19 protein-coding genes are annotated in these 18,860 nt (G+C 64.8%); 9 read left to right on the forward strand and 10 right to left on the reverse strand.

The genetic code is table 11. The annotated features are described in order from the left end of the window. The 4 genes from AB4Z10_RS28740 to AB4Z10_RS28755 all read left to right on the forward strand — a co-directional run. On the forward strand, positions 1–347 hold a 347-nt coding region (locus tag AB4Z10_RS28740), incomplete at its 5' end, for a DNA translocase FtsK (RefSeq protein ID WP_441473820.1). A gap of 185 nt (positions 348–532) precedes the next feature. After that, on the forward strand, positions 533–1,369 hold the full coding sequence (locus AB4Z10_RS28745) for a LolA family protein (RefSeq protein ID WP_441473821.1): 837 nt from the start codon (positions 533–535) through the stop codon (positions 1,367–1,369). A 248-nt stretch (positions 1,370–1,617) separates the two neighbouring features. Continuing rightward, positions 1,618–2,433 carry an exodeoxyribonuclease III gene (gene xth, locus AB4Z10_RS28750; protein WP_441473822.1) on the forward strand — a complete coding sequence of 272 codons (816 nt, stop codon included), beginning with the start codon at positions 1,618–1,620 and terminating at the stop codon, positions 2,431–2,433. Positions 2,434–2,553: 120 nt separating this feature from the next. Then, positions 2,554–3,465 (forward strand): EamA family transporter, encoded by a 912-nt coding sequence (locus AB4Z10_RS28755; protein WP_441473823.1) that lies wholly within the window; start codon positions 2,554–2,556, stop codon positions 3,463–3,465. 16 nt (positions 3,466–3,481) lie between these two features. Here AB4Z10_RS28755 and AB4Z10_RS28760 read toward each other — a convergent pair whose 3' ends face one another. Together AB4Z10_RS28760 and AB4Z10_RS28765 are read right to left on the reverse strand one after the other, a co-directional pair. Continuing rightward, the gene (locus AB4Z10_RS28760) at positions 3,482–3,946 is read right to left on the reverse strand and encodes a cyclic nucleotide-binding domain-containing protein (RefSeq protein WP_441473824.1); all 465 of its coding nucleotides are present in this window, start codon (positions 3,944–3,946) and stop codon (positions 3,482–3,484) included. A gap of 3 nt (positions 3,947–3,949) precedes the next feature. Continuing rightward, positions 3,950–4,636, reverse strand: a complete 687-nt coding sequence (locus AB4Z10_RS28765) for a response regulator transcription factor (RefSeq protein ID WP_441473825.1) — start codon at positions 4,634–4,636, stop codon at positions 3,950–3,952. An 82-nt stretch (positions 4,637–4,718) separates the two neighbouring features. Between AB4Z10_RS28765 and AB4Z10_RS28770 the strand changes: the two genes are divergently transcribed. Further along, positions 4,719–5,273, forward strand: a complete 555-nt coding sequence (locus AB4Z10_RS28770; protein ID WP_441473826.1) for a L,D-transpeptidase family protein — start codon at positions 4,719–4,721, stop codon at positions 5,271–5,273. Between the two features lie 116 nt (positions 5,274–5,389). Continuing rightward, a complete protein-coding gene (locus AB4Z10_RS28775; RefSeq protein WP_441473827.1) occupies positions 5,390–5,770 on the forward strand; it encodes a glyoxalase superfamily protein in 381 nt (126 codons plus the stop codon). 112 nt (positions 5,771–5,882) lie between these two features. On the opposite strand, the gene AB4Z10_RS28780 is transcribed toward AB4Z10_RS28775, so the two are convergent. Then, positions 5,883–6,548, reverse strand: a complete 666-nt coding sequence (locus AB4Z10_RS28780; RefSeq protein ID WP_441473828.1) for a YggS family pyridoxal phosphate-dependent enzyme — start codon at positions 6,546–6,548, stop codon at positions 5,883–5,885. A gap of 153 nt (positions 6,549–6,701) precedes the next feature. On the opposite strand from AB4Z10_RS28780, the gene leuS reads away from it, so the two are divergent. Genes leuS through holA form a run of 3 tightly spaced genes read left to right on the forward strand, consistent with a single transcriptional unit; the run spans position 6,702 to position 10,881 of the window. Continuing rightward, on the forward strand, positions 6,702–9,326 hold the full coding sequence (gene leuS, locus AB4Z10_RS28785) for a leucine--tRNA ligase (RefSeq protein ID WP_441473829.1): 2,625 nt from the start codon (positions 6,702–6,704) through the stop codon (positions 9,324–9,326). After that, positions 9,313–9,846, forward strand: a complete 534-nt coding sequence (locus AB4Z10_RS28790; RefSeq protein ID WP_441473830.1) for an LPS assembly lipoprotein LptE — start codon at positions 9,313–9,315, stop codon at positions 9,844–9,846. The genes leuS and AB4Z10_RS28790 overlap by 14 nt, the downstream gene beginning before the upstream one ends. A gap of 6 nt (positions 9,847–9,852) precedes the next feature. Next, complete coding sequence (gene holA / locus AB4Z10_RS28795) at positions 9,853–10,881, forward strand: DNA polymerase III subunit delta (RefSeq protein WP_441473831.1); 1,029 nt, start codon at positions 9,853–9,855, stop codon at positions 10,879–10,881. Here the strand turns inward: holA and AB4Z10_RS28800 are convergent, their stop codons facing one another. The 7 genes from AB4Z10_RS28800 to hemJ all read right to left on the reverse strand — a co-directional run bounded on the left by AB4Z10_RS28800 (position 10,882) and on the right by hemJ (position 18,860). Continuing rightward, a complete protein-coding gene (locus AB4Z10_RS28800; protein WP_441473832.1) occupies positions 10,882–11,763 on the reverse strand; it encodes a ParB/RepB/Spo0J family partition protein in 882 nt (293 codons plus the stop codon). A 32-nt stretch (positions 11,764–11,795) separates the two neighbouring features. After that, positions 11,796–12,626: a ParA family protein gene (locus tag AB4Z10_RS28805; protein WP_441473833.1), complete on the reverse strand. Its 831-nt coding sequence runs from the start codon at positions 12,624–12,626 to the stop codon at positions 11,796–11,798. Continuing rightward, a complete protein-coding gene (gene rsmG, locus AB4Z10_RS28810; RefSeq protein WP_441473834.1) occupies positions 12,623–13,270 on the reverse strand; it encodes a 16S rRNA (guanine(527)-N(7))-methyltransferase RsmG in 648 nt (215 codons plus the stop codon). The genes AB4Z10_RS28805 and rsmG overlap by 4 nt, the downstream gene beginning before the upstream one ends. Beyond that, positions 13,267–15,156 carry a tRNA uridine-5-carboxymethylaminomethyl(34) synthesis enzyme MnmG gene (gene mnmG, locus AB4Z10_RS28815; RefSeq protein WP_441473835.1) on the reverse strand — a complete coding sequence of 630 codons (1,890 nt, stop codon included), beginning with the start codon at positions 15,154–15,156 and terminating at the stop codon, positions 13,267–13,269. The genes rsmG and mnmG overlap by 4 nt, the downstream gene beginning before the upstream one ends. A 75-nt stretch (positions 15,157–15,231) precedes the next feature. Next, positions 15,232–16,560 carry a tRNA uridine-5-carboxymethylaminomethyl(34) synthesis GTPase MnmE gene (mnmE, locus tag AB4Z10_RS28820; protein ID WP_441473858.1) on the reverse strand — a complete coding sequence of 443 codons (1,329 nt, stop codon included), beginning with the start codon at positions 16,558–16,560 and terminating at the stop codon, positions 15,232–15,234. 388 nt (positions 16,561–16,948) lie between these two features. Then, the gene (rho, locus tag AB4Z10_RS28825; RefSeq protein ID WP_441473836.1) at positions 16,949–18,214 is read right to left on the reverse strand and encodes a transcription termination factor Rho; all 1,266 of its coding nucleotides are present in this window, start codon (positions 18,212–18,214) and stop codon (positions 16,949–16,951) included. Positions 18,215–18,437: 223 nt separating this feature from the next. Next, complete coding sequence (hemJ, locus tag AB4Z10_RS28830) at positions 18,438–18,860, reverse strand: protoporphyrinogen oxidase HemJ (RefSeq protein ID WP_441473837.1); 423 nt, start codon at positions 18,858–18,860, stop codon at positions 18,438–18,440.

Below are 18,860 nucleotides of genomic sequence, written 5' to 3' on the forward strand. Positions count from 1 at the left end.
GAGGTGTCGAGAAGGTCGTCGCGCATCTCAAGACGCAAGGCCGGCCGCAATATCTCGACGCCGTCACCTCCGAGGAGGAGGAAGGCGCAGAGGACGAGGACGGCGCCGTGTTCGACAAGACCGGCATGGGTTCGGTCGACAGCGACGACCCCTACGAGCAGGCGGTCGCCGTCGTGCTGCGCGACAAGAAGGCCTCGACCTCCTACATCCAGCGCCGCCTCCAGATCGGCTACAACCGCGCCGCCTCCATCATGGAGCGCATGGAGAACGAGGGCATCGTCGGTCCCGCAAACCACGCCGGAAAGCGCGAGATCCTGGTTGAAACCCAGAATCAGCACGACGAATAGGGCCAATGGCCGCCGGCATCTTGCGATTGCCCGGAACGGTCCTCAAATTGCCATCAGGACAGTGCAACCTCAGCGGCATCGACGGGTTGACTTCCCTGCAGGCGGCGAAGGCGGCCGATCGATTCCGCAGCGCCTGCCGAGTTCAGAAGCGCCGAGATGTCACAGGGAGTGAGGCAGACTTGCTCATGAAATGGAACCCGGCATTGCGGGCTTCAGCGGTAGCGATGATCGCGCTCGGTTGCAGTGGCGTGGCCGGGCCGCTCATGGCCCAGCCGATGCAGCTGCAGCCGCCGGCGACCGCACCCAAGCCTGCAGTCGCCAAGCCGCGCCCGATTCCGCTGCCGCCCATCCGTCCCGCAGGCCTCGGCCTGGCACGTACCGCAGCGGCGGAAGCGCCGGCGGCCGAACCCGCTGCCGCTCCGACAGCAACAGCGGCAGCGCAGTCTCCACGCCCCGCCGCCTCCGCGAAGGCCCGCACCGGCGCACCGGCGACGCAGGAGGAGGCGATCGAGCGGCTTAACGCCTATCTCAACAGCTTCAGCTCGCTGCAGGGCAATTTCATCCAGTTCGCCGCCAATGGCCGGCGTCTTGAAGGGCGCATCTATATCCAGCGTCCGGGCAAGATGCGCTTCGAATACGAGCCGCCCGTCACCACCGAGGTCATAGCCGACGGCACCTCGGTCGCCGTGCGCGACAGGCGCCTGGCGACGCAGGACATCTACTCGATCGGGCAGACGCCGCTGAAGTTCCTCGTGCGCGAGCGCATGGACCTGGCGCGCGAAGGCACCCTCACCGGCGCCAGCATCGACGGCGATATCCTCTCCGTGCGAATTGAGGACCGCTCGACTTTGGGCGGAACCTCGAAGATCACGCTGAAGTACGATCTCGTCGCCAATGAGCTGCGGCAATGGATCGTGATCGATCCCCAAGGCTACGAGACCTCGGTCGCGCTCTACAATCTCGACACCCAGCGCCGCCCCGATCCGAAGAAGTTCGTGATCGACTACCAGCGCACGCTCTGAATCGCATCTTTCGGGCATCGGGCGAGGCTCATCCCGAGAAGCCGTTCCGCAGGAATGGCATCTCGAAGGATATTCGATGCGGCTGCGAGACATCCGGACCATCCTTTCGAGACGCAAGCTGCGCTTGCTCCCCAGGATGAGGGCTCGCCGGACGGGGCCGCCTCCGGGATTTGTCGGCGCCATGTCGGGGCTTGCCTTTTGCGCCCCGACGACCCAGTTTCCGGCCTCCTTCCCGCCGGAATTCTCGCGTGCAACTCACCGTCACCAGTTGGAACATCAACTCCGTCCGCTTGCGCATCGGCATGGTCGGCGAGTTCCTGAACACCTACGCTCCCGACGTTCTCTGCCTGCAGGAGACCAAGACGCCGGACGAGCAGTTCCCGGCCAAGGCCTTCCATCAGCTCGGCTATGTCCATCAGGCATTCATCGGCCAGAAGGGCTATAACGGCGTCGCCATCGTCTCGAAGCTGCCCTTCAGCGAAAAGGAGGCGATGTCGATGTGCGGCCGAAACGACGCCCGGCACATGACCGTGACGCTCGACAAGGCGGCCGGTGCTGCCGCCGGCATCGCCATCCATAACTTCTACATCCCGGCAGGCGGCGACATCCCCGACCCCGCGAAGAACGAGAAATTCGCCCACAAGCTCGCCTTCCTTGACGAGTTGGGCGCCTGGGGCGTGGCAAAGAAGCCGACCGACCGGCCCGCAATCCTGCTCGGCGATCTCAACATCGCGCCCTACGAGCACGACGTCTGGAGCCACAAACAACTGCTCGACGTCGTCAGCCATACCCCGATCGAGACGACGACGCTGGAGCGGCTGCGCAGCGAGATCGGCTGGACCGACGCGGCCCGCACGCTGCGACCCGAGCCCGAAAAGCTCTATTCCTGGTGGAGCTACCGCGCGCAGGACTGGAAAGCATCGAACAGGGGCCGCCGGCTCGACCATATCTGGCTCTCGGACGCCCTGAAGCCGACGCTGCGCGACCTCACCTTCCTGCGCGAAGCCCGCGGCTGGGAGCGTCCCTCCGACCATGTGCCGGTGACGGTCACGCTCGACCTCTGACAAGCTCTTCGGTCCTCACCGCTTGAGCGGGCGGCGTCCCGGCCATGTCGGGCGGTCTTAACGGACCGCCCGGGCATCGTGATATAGCCGCGGCAGTTTTCATCGCCGTGGCCCAAGCCGTTGCAGCCCTCCACCTCCCTTTCCCTGCGCGACGCGCTGCTCACCCTCGCGGTGATGGTGGTTTGGGGCACCAATTTCGTCGTCATCCGCATCGGCGTCGACCATTTCCCGCCTCTGCTCTTCGCTTGCCTGCGCTTCGCGTTCGCACTCCTGCCAGCGGTTTTCTTTCTCAGGCGGCCGGCTGCGCCCTGGAGCAAGCTCGCCGCCTACGGCATCCTGATCGGTGCCGGCCAGTTCGGCCTGCTGTTCATCGCCATCAAGGGTTCCATTGCGCCCGGCCTCGCCTCGCTGGTGGTGCAGGCGCAGTCCTTCTTCACGATCCTGCTCGCCGCGGCGATCACGCGTGAGCGCATCCAGCCCTTCCAGATCGTCGGCCTGCTCCTCGCCGCGACCGGCATCGCCGTGATCCTCTGGCACACTGACGGCACGACGACGCCACTCGGGGTCATTCTCGTGCTCGGGGCTGCGCTGTGCTGGGCTGCCGGCAACAGCGTCGCGCGCAGCACGCCAAAGGTCGACATGCTGGCCTATGTCGTCTGGACCAGCCTCTTCGCCGTCCCGCCCCTCTTCATCCTCTCCTTGCTGATTGAAGGTTGGCCGGCGATGCGCGACGGGCTGACGGGAGCTCCACTCGCTGCCTGGGCCGCCGCGCTCTGGCAGGCGGTCGGCAACGTCATGTTCGGCTATGCGGTCTGGGGCTGGCTGCTCTCGCGCTATGCCGCGGCCACCGTCGCACCAACATCCCTGCTGGTCCCGGTCTTCGGAATGGGAGCAGCGGCCATCTGGCTCGGCGAACCCTTGCCGGGCTGGAAGTTCGCAGCAGCCGGCCTCGTGCTGTCCGGCCTGTGCATCAATATCCTCTGGCCACGGTTCGCAGCGATCCGTGCCGCCAGGCATCCGCCGTCGTCCTGACGACGGTACCAGCCGCCTACTTGCGATCGATCGCCGCGAGCGCTTCCTGCACGGCGGCGAGTTCGCCGACGAAGCCGCGCAGCCTGTCGCTGATCGCCGAGGAGATGGCTTCCGCCGAATCCGGCGATTCGCCGAGCACGCGCCGCATCACGCTGCGCGGCAGCCGCATGACCTGCGTCGGCTCACGCGCGATCGCCGTGACCTGCCGCGGCAGCGAGGTGAAAAGTGCGAGTTCGCCGATCATGGCGCCGGGGCCGACGATCTCCTGCGCGGGCTGGCCATCATCCCGCGTCGTGACGGCGATCGCGCCCGATACCACCAGAACGGCCCCGTCCGAAGGCTCGCCGGCGCGGAACAGCACGTCGCCCGCCCGCAGGATGCGGCTTTCGGCCGCAAAGGCGAGCAATCGCAGCGCATCGCGCTCCATCAGGCTCAGCAGCGGCTGCCGAGCCAGCAGGGCCATATCGTCGTCGAGCGCCATCCGTCAGGGATTCAGCCGGTAGCCGCCGGCATCGGTGACCAGCAACCGGGCATTGCCAGGATCAGGCTCGATCTTCTGGCGCAGCCGGTAGATATGCGTCTCGAGCGTATGCGTGGTGACCTGGCTGTTATAGCCCCAGACTTCCTGCAGCAGCACCTCGCGCGCGATCGGCTTGCGGCCGGCGCGGTAGAGGAAGCGCAGGATCGCGGTCTCCTTCTCGGTCAGCTTGGTCTTCGAGCCCTTTTCGCTCACGAGCAGCTTCGATCCGGGGTGAAAGGTGTAGGGCCCGACCTGAAAAATGGCATCCTCGCTCGCCTCGTACTGCCGCAGATGCGCGCGGATCCGGGCCAACAGCACGGCGAACTTGAACGGCTTCACCACATAGTCATTGGCGCCGGCCTCGAGCCCCAGCACCGTGTCGGCATCCGAGCCTTGCCCGGTCAGCATCACCACGGGGCTCTTGAAGCCATTCTTGCGCATCACCTTGACCGCCTCGCGTCCGTCCATGTCGGGTAGGCCGACATCCATGACGACGAGATCGACGCGGTCGCCCTGCACCGCCTTCACGGCGGCCGCGGCGGTGCCGGCCGTAGACAACCTGAACTCCTCGTAGAGCGCCAGCTGCTCAGCCAGCGCATCGCGGAGGGTCTGGTCGTCATCGACCAGGAGAATATGATGGACGACGGACATGGGGCGGTTCGCTCGGACGCAATCGTTACGGCAACATGAGCCCGCTGAGTCGTCATCGCAAGTCAGGCAGCCAGGAATCCCCTTGAGAAACCGCCCATCCAGCCCAGCCGGCCCGCGCAAACTGTCCTCACTGCGGGTCTTCGCTTCCGTTCATGACCGCCGAAAAGGATTCATCGTCGCCGGTTCGGCGGTGTTTCCCTGTGCGCTCGGCCGTTCCGGCATCCGAACCGACAAGCGGGAGGGCGACGGCGGCACGCCGCGCACCAGCTTGCCGCTTCGCAGTGTGTTCTACCGCGCTGACCGTCTGGCTCGCCCGCACACGCTGCTTCCCCTGAAGCGGATCGGGCCGCGTGACGCCTGGTGCGACGATCTGAAGGACCGTCGCTACAACCGCCTGATCGACCGCCCGCCCGGCGAGGCCGAGGAGCGCCTGCAGCGCGAGGACCATCTCTACGACGTCATCGTCGAACTCGGCTGGAACGATCGGCCGGTGATTCGCGGGCGCGGCAGCGCGATCTTCTGGCATCTGGCCCGCCCCGGCTTCACGCCCACCGCTGGCTGCGTCGCGGTCGAGGGCCACGTCTTCGCCAAGGTGCTGCCGCGGCTGGCCCGCCATTGCCGGATTCTGGTCAGATAAGTCCGTTTGCGCTAGAAGCGGTCCCGAGCACCGTCTCGATCATCCTCTTCGGAGCCGACCAGCGCATTCAGGCACCGTCCTGCATCGCCGGGGCGCTCCCAGCCTGAGAACCTGCGATGACTGATTCGGTCTCCACCGGCCTCCGCTTCGGGCGGATCGCCGCCATGCTGCCCGTGGCCGACATGGCCCGGGCCTGCGATTTCTACATCGGTGCCCTCGGCTTCCGGAAAACTTTCGAGAACGGCAACCCAGTCGGCTTCATGATCCTGAAGCGAGACGCGGCCGAGCTGCACCTGACGCTCCAGCCCGGCCACAAGCCGGCGCCGTTCAATGTCGCGCATATGATGGTCGAGGATATCGACGCCGTGCATGCCATGGTCCGCGAGCGCGGCCTGCGCATCGTCAAGGGCCTGCGCGACAAGGACTATGGCCTGCGCGCCTTCGTCTTCGAGGACCCGGACGGCAACCGCATCGATGTCGGAGAGCCCTTGAAATAGGCCGTCATTCCCGGGCGGAGCGAAGCGAAGACCCGGGAATCTCCCACCAAAGGAAGCTCCTGAGCCTCCTGTCGAAGAGATGCCCGGGTCAAGCCCGGGCATGACGCCGCAACTACCCACGCGCGCCAAAAATCGCGCTGCCGACGCGCACATAGGTCGCGCCAAGCTGGATCGCCGCCTCGTAATCGGCGCTCATGCCCATCGACAGGCCCTTGAGCCCGTTGCCGGCGGCGATCTTGGCCAGCAGCCCGAAATGCGGGGAGGGCGGCTCTTCCGCCGGCGGAATGCACATCAGCCCTTCGATCGCGAGACCGTGAACATCGCGGCAGCGGACGATGAAGGCGTCGGTATCGGCGGGGAGGACCCCACCCTTCTGCGCTTCCTCACCGGTATTGACCTGCACGAACAGCCGCGGAGCCCGCCCCGCCCGTGCGATCTCGCGCGCCAGCTCCTTCGCCAGGCTTTCGCGATCCAGCGACTGGATGACGTCGAACAGCTCGACCGCCTCGCGGGCCTTGTTCGACTGCAGCGGCCCGATCATGTGCAGCTCGGCATCGGGAAAGCGCTCCTTCAGCGCGGGCCACTTCGCCTTGGCCTCCTGGACATAGTTCTCGCCGAAGATGCGCTGCCCCGCCTCCAGGACCTCTACGATCTGCTCGGCCGGCTTGGTCTTGGAGACGGCGACCAGCGAGACCGACCCCGGCTTGCGCCCGAAATCGCGTTCGGCGCGGCCGATCGCCGCCCTGATTTCAGCCAAACGCGTAACCGTATCGCTCATCTGCCAGCCTCTCATGCCCTGCGCGCCGTTGACCGCGTGCGCGCAATGGTGTCCTAGAGCAGGTTGCAAGATTCCGACATCCGGTTTTTGCATTCAGCCCCTGCGCCGGCCTGCCTCCGGGAGCCGGCAAACCGCCAAGAATTGCCCGCTGACATGGCCGTCGAACGCTACAATCCGAAAGAGTCCGAGCCGAAATGGCGCACCGTCTGGGAAGAGCGCAAGCTTTTCGAGACGAGGAACGACGACACGCGGCCGAGCTACTACGTCCTCGAGATGTTCCCCTATCCGTCGGGACGCATCCATATGGGCCACGTCCGCAACTACGCGATGGGCGACGTGGTCGCGCGCTACAAGCGTGCCAAGGGTTTCTCGGTGCTGCATCCGATGGGCTGGGACGCTTTCGGCCTGCCGGCCGAGAACGCCGCCAAGCAGAAGAAGGTCCATCCGCGCGAATGGACCTATGAGAACATCGCGACGATGCGCAAGCAGCTGAAGTCGATGGGCCTGTCCCTCGACTGGAGCCGCGAGCTCGCGACCTGCGATCCCAGCTACTATCGCCACCAGCAGAAGATGTTCCTGGACTTCCTGAAGGCCGGGCTCGTCGACCGCAAGACCGCCAAGGTCAACTGGGACCCGGTCGACGAGACGGTGCTGGCCAATGAGCAGGTCATCGACGGGCGCGGCTGGCGCTCCGGTGCGCTGGTCGAAATCCGCGAGCTGACCCAGTGGTTCTTCAAGATCACCGAGTATGGCCAGGAACTGAACGACGCGCTCGACGGTCTGACTCGCTGGCCCGACAAGGTACGGCTGATGCAGAAGAACTGGATCGGCCGCTCCGAAGGTCTGCTGGTTCGTTTCGCTCTCGAATCGAATGCGGTCAATCAGGACGAAATCGAGGTCTACACGACCCGCCCGGATACGCTGTTCGGCGCGAAATTCGTTGCCGTCGCGCCCGACCACCCGATCGCCAAGGCCATCGCGGCGAACAATCCGAAGCTGCAGGCCTTCATCGAGGAGTGCAAACGGACCGGCACGGCGCAGGAGGCCATCGACAAGGCCGAGAAACTCGGCTTCGACACCGGCCTGCGCGCCGTTCATCCGCTCGATCCGAGCTGGACGCTGCCGGTCTATGTCGCGAACTTCGTCCTGATGGAATACGGCACCGGCGCGATCTTTGGCTGCCCTGCGCACGACCAGCGCGACCTCGACTTCGTCAACAAGTATGGCCTGGGTAATACCCCGGTCGTCGCGCCCGAAGGCACCGACCCGGCTGGTTTTGTCATCACAGACACCGCCTATGACGGCGACGGCCGGATGATCAATTCCCGCTTCCTCGACGGTATGACCATCGCGGAAGCCAAGGAGGAGGTCGCCCGCCGGCTCGAGAGCGAGACCCGCGGCAATCGCCCCGTCGGGCAGCGCAAGGTCAATTTCCGCCTGCGCGACTGGGGTATTTCGCGCCAGCGCTACTGGGGCTGCCCAATACCGGTCATCCATTGTTCCGACTGCGGAACGGTTGCGGTTCCCGATGCTGATCTCCCGGTAAAACTGCCGGACGACGTCTCCTTCGAGAAGCCGGGCAATCCGCTCGACCATCATCCGACCTGGAAGCACGTCGCCTGCCCGCAATGCGGCAAGCCTGCGCGGCGCGAGACGGATACGATGGACACCTTCGTCGATTCGTCCTGGTATTTCGCCCGCTTCACCGATCCGTGGCGCACCGAGAGCCCGACAGACCGCAAGGCCGTCGATCGCTTCCTGCCCGTCGACCAGTATATCGGCGGCGTCGAGCACGCGATCCTGCACCTGCTCTATTCGCGCTTCTTCACCCGCGCGATGAAGAGGACCGGCCATGCCGGCCTCGATGAGCCCTTCGCCGGCCTCTTCACCCAGGGCATGGTCGTGCACGAGACCTACCGGGCAGCGAATGGCGACTGGGTCGAGCCGGGCAATGTCCGTATCGAAGTCGCCGGCACCGACCGCCGCGGCTTCGACGTCGAGACCGGCGCTCCGATCGAGATCGGCGCGATCGAGAAGATGTCGAAGTCCAAGAAGAACGTCGTGGACCCCGACGATATCATCGCTTCCTACGGCGCCGACACCGCCCGCTGGTTCATGCTCTCGGATTCGCCGCCGGATCGCGACGTGATCTGGACCGACGAGGGCGTGCAAGGCGCCGCCCGCTTCGTCCAGCGCCTCTGGCGCATGGTCGCGGAGATCGCCGAACGCACCGGCGGCAAGGCCGAGAAGCCTGCCCAGATCGGTGATGCCGCGCTGACGCTGCGCAAGGCGAGCCATCGCGCGCTCGACGCGGTCGGCGCCGATATCGAGCGTCTCGCCTTCAACCGCTGCGTCGCGCATATCTACACGCTGACCAATGCCATCGGTAAGGCGCTCGACGCAGCGGCCGAGAAGCCCGAGCTCGAGGCCGACATCGCCTTCGCGCTCCTCGAGGCCGCCACGATCGTCACCCAGCTCGTGGCGCCGATGATGCCGCATCTGGCCGAGGAATGCTGGCAGGCTCTGCGCCAGCCAGGTCTCGTCGGCGAAGCCTCCTGGCCGGAGGTTGAGCCCGCACTGCTGAAGGACGACAGCATCACGCTCCCGGTCCAGCTCAACGGCAAGAAGCGGGCGGAGGTGACGGTTCCGGCCGATGCCGATACGGTGGCGGTGGAAGCCGCCGCCCGCGCCAGCGAAGCGGTTCAGCGGGCTCTCGAAGGGCGCGCCATCCGCAAGATCATCGTGGTTCCCGGGAGAATCGTGAATGTCGTCGTCTGAAGCCGTTCTCCCCCGCCGTGCATTGCTGGCGGCCGCGTTCGTGGCCGCCGCACTCGCAGGCGGCTGCTTCCAGCCGCTCTATTCCGAGAACACGAAGAGCACGGTCGGTGGCAACGTCAAGACGGCGCTTCGCACCATCGAGATTCCCGAGATCAAGGGCCTGATCGGCCATTACTTCCGTAACGAGCTCGTCTTCGAGTTCGACGGCGGCGGCGAGCCCGATGCGCAGAGGAAGCTGAGGCTCGAGGCCAATATCGCGGAGTCCGTCGAGGTCGTCACAGTGGATTACATCAATGGCCGCGCCGATTCGGCGGTGCTCGTCGCCACTGCAACCTGGAAAGTGACGCGTATCGGGACAGGTGAGGTCGTCTCCTCCGGCACCAATTCCGTCCGCGCTCCCTATGAACGTTCCGGACAGCGTTTCGCCACGGTGCGTGCGGCACGAGACGCGCAGATCCGCGCTGCGAAGAACCTCGCCACGATCATCCGGGGACAGATCGCCGCCGATCTCACCTCCTGACCGATCATGGTCGCGATCAAGGCGCATGAAGCCGACCGAACACTGGCGCGCCTCGACCCAGCCTGGCGCCTTGTCCTCGTCTACGGGCCCGACGCCGGGCTCGTCTCCGAGCGGGCAGGCACATTGGCCCGAGCGAGTGTCGATGATCCCAGCGATGCCTTTCAGCTCATTCGCATGGATGGCGACGCCGTTGCCGCCGACCCGTTGAAGCTCGCTGACGAAGCCAACACCATCGGCCTTTTCGGCGGCCGCCGCGCAATCCGCGTCTCTCCGACATCCAAACCCCTGCTGGCCGCAGTCGAGCCGCTGCTGGCGGTGCCCTCGCAGGATGCCCTCGTCATCGTCGAGGCTGGCGACCTGCAGCGCACAAACCCGCTGCGCACCGCCTGCGAGAGGGCGAAGACCGCTCTCGCCGTGCCCTGCTATGGCGACGCAGCCCGCGATCTCGGCTCGATCATCGACGAAATGGTGCGCGCGGCAGGCAAGTCCATCGACCGGACCAGCCGCGAGCATCTCGCCGGCCTTCTCGGCGGCGACCGCCAGACATCTCGCCGCGAGATCGAGAAGCTGCTGCTTTATGTCGGAACCGACCCTGCCGTGCGGGAGGAGCATATTGACGCCATCGTCGGCGACACCGCCCAGCGCGAGCAGGCCATGCTCGTTGATGCGGTCTTCGCCGGAAAGCTGCCGGTGCTCGATCTCGCTCAGGCCAAGCTCAGCAGCGAGGGATTGGACCCAGGTGTGATGCTCGGCACGGTGCTCCGCCAGGCGCTGGCCTTGCTCAAGGCGCGCCAGGCTGTCGATGCCGGGAAGGGGGTCAGAGACGTCGTCGGGACGATGCGCCTGCCCTACCCGCGCATTGCGACAACTGAGGCTGCGCTGAATGCCTGGTCCAGCGCCAAGCTGAGCGAAGCTGTCGGCCTGCTCGGCAATGCGATCCTGACCACGCGCCAGAATGCCGATATGGGCCGCGCCGTCGCGACCCGCACCTTGTGGACGCTGGCCCGGCTCGCCCGCAGCGGCCGGACCGATTGATCAGACCTTGAGCCGATGGCAGAGCGCGTCGAGTTGTTCGAGCGTCTTGTAGCCGATCCGGACCTCGCCCGACCCGTTGGCGCGATGAGCGATCGAGACTGAGAGACCCAGCGCCTCCTCCAGCGCCTTCTCCAGTGCCCGGGTATCCGGATCCTTCTCGGCCTTCGGCTTCGCTGTAACGGCGCTTTTGGTCTCGCCGCGCGCTTCTTCCTGCACGACGCGCTCGATGTCGCGAACGCTCATGCCCTCGTCGATGATCTTGCGCGCCATCAGTTCCGGATCCGAAACGGAAAGCAGAGCGCGAGCGTGACCGGCCGAAACCGCGCCTTCGCTGACCATCTTCCGGACAGATTCCGGCAATTTAGACAGGCGCAGCGTATTGGCGACATGGCTGCGGCTCTTGCCGATGACGCGCGCCAGATCGTTCTGCGTATAGCTGAACTCGGCGATCAACCGCTCATAGCCCGCGGCTTCCTCGATCGCGTTGAGGTCGGTACGCTGAACGTTCTCGACGATCGCGATCTCGAGTGCTTCACGATCATCCGCCTCGACCAGAATTACCGGAACATCGTGCAGTTCGGCGCGCTGCGCCGCACGCCAACGCCGCTCTCCGGCGATGATCTCATAGGCATCGACCATGCCGGCGATCGAACGCACGATGATCGGCTGCAAAATGCCGCGCTCGCGGATCGAGGCGGTCAGTTCGTCGAGATCCTCCTCCACGAAGTTGCGGCGCGGATTGCGCGCGCTCGGACGCAGGAACTCGACCGGGACTTTGCGCTGACCGCGCGCCCGCTCGATTGCGCCGATTTCCTCCCCGACGTCGCCGATCAGCGCCGCCAGACCACGGCCCAGGCGTGAGCGCCCCTGTTCTTCGGCCATCGCCATCCTCGTTACCTCACCATCTCGTTTCTTCAGGCAGCCGCGCGCAGAGCGCGCTCCCGCTTGATCACCTCCGACGCCAATCGCAGATAGGCCTGCGAACCTGAGCAGCGCAGATCATAGAGCAGCGCCGGCTTGCCATAGGACGGCGCCTCGGAAATCCGCACGTTTCGTGGGATCACAGTCTCATAAACCTTGTCACCAAGGAAACTTTTCACATCGGCCATGACCTGACCGGACAGATTGTTGCGTGGGTCGAACATGGTCAGCACCACGCCCTGGATCATCAGTCGCGGATTGAGCCCGGCACGAACTTGCTCCACCGTCTTGAGCAGCTGGCTGAGACCTTCAAGCGCGAAGAACTCGCATTGCAGCGGCACCAATACCGCATCGGCTGCCGTCATCGCGTTGATGGTGATCAGGCTGAGCGACGGCGGGCAATCGATCAGGACATAGGTCAGGTCCTGGCAGCGCTGGTCGTCTACCAATTCGTCGATCGCATTCTTAAGACGATGTGCCCGGTCCTTGGCTGACGCGATCTCCAGCTCCACGCCAAGCAAATCGAGCGTCGAAGGCGCTAACGACAGGCCGGGGACGGCAGTCGGCTGCAGCGCCTGACCCAATCCGACATCGCCGCAGAGCACATCGTAGGTCGAGGATTTCCGGCTGCGGCGATCGATACCGAGCCCGGTCGAAGCGTTGCCCTGAGGATCAAGGTCGACGATCAGGACCTTCTCACCGATTGCGGCAAGCGCAGTGCCGAGGTTGATTGCCGTGGTCGTCTTGCCGACGCCACCCTTCTGATTCGCAAGCGCGATGACGCGCGGGCGGCGCGTCGCAGCTCCAGATGTGACCTTGGTCATAGATCGGCTCGTCTCTCGGCCGAGCGAACCATCAGAATTCGCGCGGCGGCATCAGTCACGGAGGAAACCGTTGTCGCCTGAATCTTCCAATATCTGGCCGAGTCGGTCAATTCCGTATCTAGATGTTGTCCCTTGGGAAAGAGTCCCAAAGTGCCCGTTCTCAACAGCTCTTCGCACCACTCGAGGAGCTGCGTCAGCGGCGCGAGCGCGCGGGCCGTCACGACATCGACCTTACCGGTAAAATCTCCGATCACGTCCTCGATCCGGGCGGCATGGACCTTGACCGGCGCGCCGGTGACCCGTGCCACATGGCGGAGAAACGCGCATTTGCGGGCATTGCTCTCGACGAGATCGATCTGACCCCGGCGACGTTCCGCCAGGCAGATTCCGATCACCAGCCCCGGAAACCCCCCGCCGGAACCCAGATCGAGCCAGCGTTCGCGTTCGGGCGCGAGGCTGAAGATCTGTAGCGAGTCCGCGATATGGCGTGTCCAGACATCCGCCAGCGTCGTTGAGGAGACCAGATTCTTGGCCGCCTGCCAGCGTTCGAGCTCCGCCACGAGCAGCGCCAGGCGCTCCTCTGTTTCACGTGAAACAGGCGTCAAGCGCAAAGCGCGCTGCCTGTCGCTCTTTTCAACAGTCACGTCGATCCTGTGGATAACAACGCCGGAGCCCGGCCTTTCCGCGCATGTGCCGCCAGCAAGGCGAGAGCCGCCGGCGTCATGCCTTCAATCTTGCCAGCCTGCGCCAAATCCGAAGGGCGCTGCGCGGCGAGCTTCGCCTTGAGTTCGTTAGACAGACCCGAAATCGTGTCGAGATCGAGATCGGCGGGGACCTTCAAAGACTGGTCGCGTCGATAAGCCTGTATCTCCGCAGCCTGCCGATCGAGATACACGGCATAGACGGCATCCGCTGTGACGCGAGCCGCCACAGACGCCGAATAGCCCTGCAGCTCCGGCCAGATCGCGGCAAGCCGCTCGAAACCGATATCCGGATAGGACAGGATTTGGTAAGCGCTGCGTCGCAGCCCGTCCTGATTGAGCTGCAGGCCCACGCCCTCTGCCTGCCGAGGCGTCAGCCACAGGTTCTGCAAGCTCTGGCGCAGCGCGACGATTTCGCTGTGGCGCGCCTCGAAGGCGGTCTGCCTCGCCGAGCTGACCACTCCGAGCTTAGCTCCGAAGCCCGTCAGCCGCTCATCGGCGTTGTCCACACGCAGCGACAGGCGAAATTCCGCCCGCGACGTGAACATTCGGTACGGCTCCGTAACGCCCCGCGTGACGAGGTCGTCGACGAGCACGCCGATATAGGATTGTGTTCGATCGAAAACCACGGGCTCAGCGCCACCGGCCAGCCTAGCTGCATTGAGCCCTGCGAGCAGGCCCTGGGCGCCCGCCTCCTCGTAACCCGTCGTGCCATTGATCTGGCCGGCCAGGAACAGACCGGCGATGGCGCGCGTCTCCAGCGTGTTCTTCAATGCCCGCGGATCGACGAAATCATACTCGATCGCATATCCCGGCCGCAGCATAACCGCGCGCTCGAGACCGGGGATGGTCTTCAACAGGCCCAGCTGTACGTCTTCCGGCAGCGAGGTCGAGATGCCGTTCGGATAGACCGTATCGTCATCCAGACCTTCGGGTTCGAGAAAGATCTGGTGTCCATCGCGATCGCCAAACCTGCCGACCTTGTCCTCGATCGACGGACAATAGCGCGGGCCGCGCCCTTCGATCTGGCCAGAGAACATCGGCGCGCGGTGCAGATTGGCGCGGATCAGCTCATGGCTCGCCAGCGTGGTGCGCGTGATGCCGCAGGAAATCTGCGGATTGGTGATGGCCGTGGTCAGGGCCGAGAACGGCTCCGGCGGCGTGTCGCCCGGCTGCATCTCCAGGGCAGCCCAATCGATGGTCCGACCATCGAGCCGGGCAGGGGTTCCCGTCTTCAGGCGCCCGAGCGGAAAACCATAGCGCTCAAGCGTCACCGAAAGACCAAGCGACGGCGCCTCGCCGACCCGGCCGGCCGGGATCTTGGTCTCCCCGATATGGATCAGCCCGCGCAGGAAGGTGCCGGTCGTCAGAACAACCGTTCCGGTCCCGAATCGGCGCCCATCCGCAAGTACAACCGCAACAACACGGCCAGCTTCGATCTCGAGATCGAAGACCTCCCCGGCGATGACGTTGAGCCCAGCCTGCTCACCAAGCAGATCCTGAACAGCCTGGCGGTAGAGCTTGCGATCGGCCTGGGCTCGGGGCCCGCGCACCGCAGGCCCCTTGCGTCGGTTGAGCATGCGGAACTGGATGCCGCCCAGATCGGCTGCACGCGCCATCACGCCGTCGAGTGCATCGATCTCCCTGACGAGGTGGCCCTTACCGAGGCCGCCGATCGCCGGATTGCACGACATCACGCCGATGGTCTCAGGCTTATGCGTGACCAGGGCCGTGCGCGCGCCGTAGCGCGCGGCAGCCGCGGCAGCTTCGGCCCCGGCATGGCCGCCGCCGACGACGATGACGTCGTAGTGCTGCTGATGAATGGACATGGTATTTTCGCTACCGAAGCCGGGCAGGCGGGTCAACGGCAATCGCTGCAAACCGACGGGAACATCCGGTCGGGCTTATTTTCCAATGCAGAATCCGGCGAAGAGCTGGTCCAGCACATCCTCGACATCGATCCGGCCGACGAGCCTCTCGAGGGCGACGACCGCCAGGCGGATATCCTCGGCCAGCAATTCAGCTTGCCCGTGATCCGCAGGGACCGCACGCTCCAGAGCCCCAATGGCATCCGTGACAGCAACGCGATGCCGTTCGCGGGTCAGCAGCGCAGGCTCCGCCTGACCCAGCCCGCGCAGCCGCACCACGATCTCCGACAGCAGATCCGGAATGCCCTCTCCGGTCTTCACCGAGATCGCGCGTTCGCCGTCCAGAACCTCGCCACCCAGATCGGATTTCGTCGCGACCCGCAGTGTCGGAGCCTTCTCGTCGATTCGATACGTATCCGAATCGACTCCGCGCAGGCTCAGGACGAGATCGGCGCGTTCCACCAGGGCCCGAGCCCGTCTGACTCCTTCCGCCTCGACCGGATCGACGCTCTCGCGCAATCCGGCCGTATCGATCAGGATGACGGGCAGGCCATCGAGGTCGAGCCTCACTTCAAGTGCATCGCGCGTGGTCCCTGCAATCGGCGAGACGATCGCCACCTCGCGTCGCGCCAGGGCGTTGAGCAGACTCGATTTGCCGGCGTTGGGTGGGCCGGCCAGCACAAGCACAAAGCCTTCGCGCACCCGCTCGCCCATCGCGAAGCTGCCCAGCGCTTCGCGCAGCGAGATCAGTACGTCGCCGGCAATACCAAGTGCCTGCTCCTGGAGAGGACCGGAGACATCGCCCTCATCCGAGAAATCGAGCTCGGCGGCGAGCAAGCTCATCGCCTCGATCAGTTCGCCACGCCAGCGCCTGGCGAGCGCACCGAGTGCTCCGTCCATCTGACGCAGCGCCTGCTTGCGCTGCCATTCCGTTTCCGAATCGATCAGGTCCGCGAGACCCTCGACCGCCGCGAGATCGAGCTTGCCTGCCTCGAAGGCGCGCCGGGTGAATTCCCCGGCTTCCGCCAGTCTGACTCCCGGTAGTGCCGTGAGTATGGCCAGCAATTGCGCGAGAACCGCACGAGAACCATGAACATGAAACTCTGCAATATCCTCGCCGGTGAAACTCGCTGGTGCCGCAAAGAAAAGAACGATCGCCGTATCGACGGTCATACCTTTTCCATCCGAGAGCCGGCGGAGTGTCGCGACGCGCGGCGGCGGTATGACTCCGGTGATAGTCTCGAGAACGGAACGAACCCGCCGACCGGAAACCCGGACGACGGCGACGCCAGCTCGGCCGGGCGCGGAGGACAGGGCCACGATCGTCGGGTGAGCTTCGTAATTGTGCGTCTCGGTCGCCGTCATGCTGCTCATTCGAAGGTCGGTATCAGGGATGCCGGCACAGCTGTGCGTGGCCCGGCGAACGCGTCAAGCATGCATCCTCTGGCTGGCGTCTTGCGCCGTGCCGGCCGAGCTCATGCGGTACAAGGAGCGCTATGCCGAGCTTGGCGGAGGAACCGAACGGCGATGCGCCGTGCCGAAAGCCTGAGGGCAGGCGCCGGTTCGGATTCGTTTCGATTACGAATCGAGTCGCTTTTGGAAGCCGTCTGCCGATCGTAGCGGAAGTGAATCATTCGTCATTCAGTGCCGCGGCAAAGGCGCCCCGCGGTCCGCCACAAACAAATTCGCCGCCGTACCGACCGCGTTGATGCGATCGATACGGCGGCGAATCGAATGCCGGATAGGCCGACCGTCAGGTGTTCATCGAGTCGAAGAATTCGGAGTTCTGCTTGGTCTGGCGCAGCTTGTCGATGAGGAACTCGATCGCGTCCTGCGGACCCATCGGATTGAGGATGCGGCGCAGCACATAGGTCTTCTGCAGGTCCGAGCGCGGCGTGATGAGCTCTTCCTTGCGGGTGCCCGACTTGAGGATGTCGATCGCCGGGAAGATGCGCTTGTCCGCCACCTTGCGGTCGAGCACGATTTCCGAGTTACCGGTGCCCTTGAACTCTTCGAAGATCACCTCGTCCATGCGCGAGCCGGTATCGATCAGCGCCGTGGCGACGATGGTGAGCGAGCCGCCTTCCTCGATATTGCGCGCCGCACCGAAGAAGCGCTTCGGCCGCTGCAGGGCGTTGGCATCGACACCGCCGGTCAGCACCTTGCCCGAGGACGGCACGACGGTGTTGTAGGCGCGGCCCAGGCGAGTGATCGAGTCCAGCAGGATGACGACGTCGCGGCCGTGCTCGACCAGGCGCTTGGCCTTTTCGATGACCATCTCGGCGACCTGCACGTGGCGCGAGGCCGGCTCGTCGAAGGTCGAGGACACGACCTCGCCCTTCACCGAGCGCTGCATGTCGGTAACTTCTTCCGGGCGCTCGTCGATCAGCAGAACGATCAGATAGCACTCGGGATGGTTGGTCGTGATCGACTGCGCGATGTTCTGCAGCAGCACGGTCTTGCCGGTGCGCGGCGGCGCGACGATCAGCGCGCGCTGGCCCTTGCCGATCGGCGCCACGATGTCGATGACCCGCGGCGAGAAATCCTTCTTGGTCGGATCCTGCACCTCGAGCTTCAGACGCTGATCCGGATAGAGCGGCGTCAGGTTGTCGAAGTGGATCTTGTGCTTGATCTTCTCCGGGTCCTCGAAATTGATCGAGTTGACCTTGAGCAGGGCGAAATAGCGCTCGCCATCCTTCGGGCTGCGGATCGGACCCTCGACCGTGTCGCCGGTGCGCAGGCCGAACTTCCGGATCTGCGAAGGCGAGACATAGATGTCGTCGGGTCCCGGCAGATAGTTCGAATCGGGCGAGCGCAGGAAGCCGAAGCCGTCCTGCAGCACCTCGACGACGCCCTCGCCCAGAATCTCGGTCTCGCGGGCGGCGAGTTGCTTCAGGATGGCGAACATCAGCTCCTGCTTACGCATCGTGCTGGCGTTCTCGACCTCCACCTCCTCGGCGAAAGTCAGAAGTTCGGTCGGCGATTTGATCTTGAGCTCTTGGAGCTTGATTTCCCGCATGGGGCACCCGGATCGTGAACGCCCTGCGAAAAGGCAGGGGTGGGGACGGTACTGGAGTGATCGACTTCGGTCCTGATCGGACCTGCGCGGGGGATGCGCGACCTGAGCTGCTGCTAGGGCAGATGGCTCACGAACAGTCGACAACAAGGGAGGACGCTGGAGAAGCGCAGCGTCCTGATAGCGGGAATCGCGGCCGGGCTCAAGCGGGAAAGAATCGTCTGCTTCAGAACGGTTTCACGATGACGAGAATGACGATGCCGAGCATCAGCACGGCAGGCACTTCGTTGATGATCCGGAAATAGCGGGGAGACTTCTGGTTCTTGTCCTGGGCGAAGGCGCGGACATGCTTCACCAGTACGCCATGGATGCCCGAGAGGATCAGCACCAGCAGCAGCTTGGCATGCAGCCAGCCACCCTTGAAGCCGAAACCGTACCAGGCGAGGTAGAGGCCGAGAACCCAGGTCAGGATCATCGCCGGGTTGATGATGCCCTTCAGCAGCCGGCGCTCCATGATCTTGAAGGTCTCGGACTGGATCGAGCCGATCTGCGCCTCGGCATGGTAGACCATCAGCCGCGGCAGATAGAGCATCCCGGCCATCCAGGCGATGACCGCAACGACGTGGAAAGCCTTGATCCACTCATACAT

The organism is Allobosea sp. RAF48 (assembly GCF_052114025.1).
Lineage (GTDB): Bacteria > Pseudomonadota > Alphaproteobacteria > Rhizobiales > Beijerinckiaceae > Allobosea.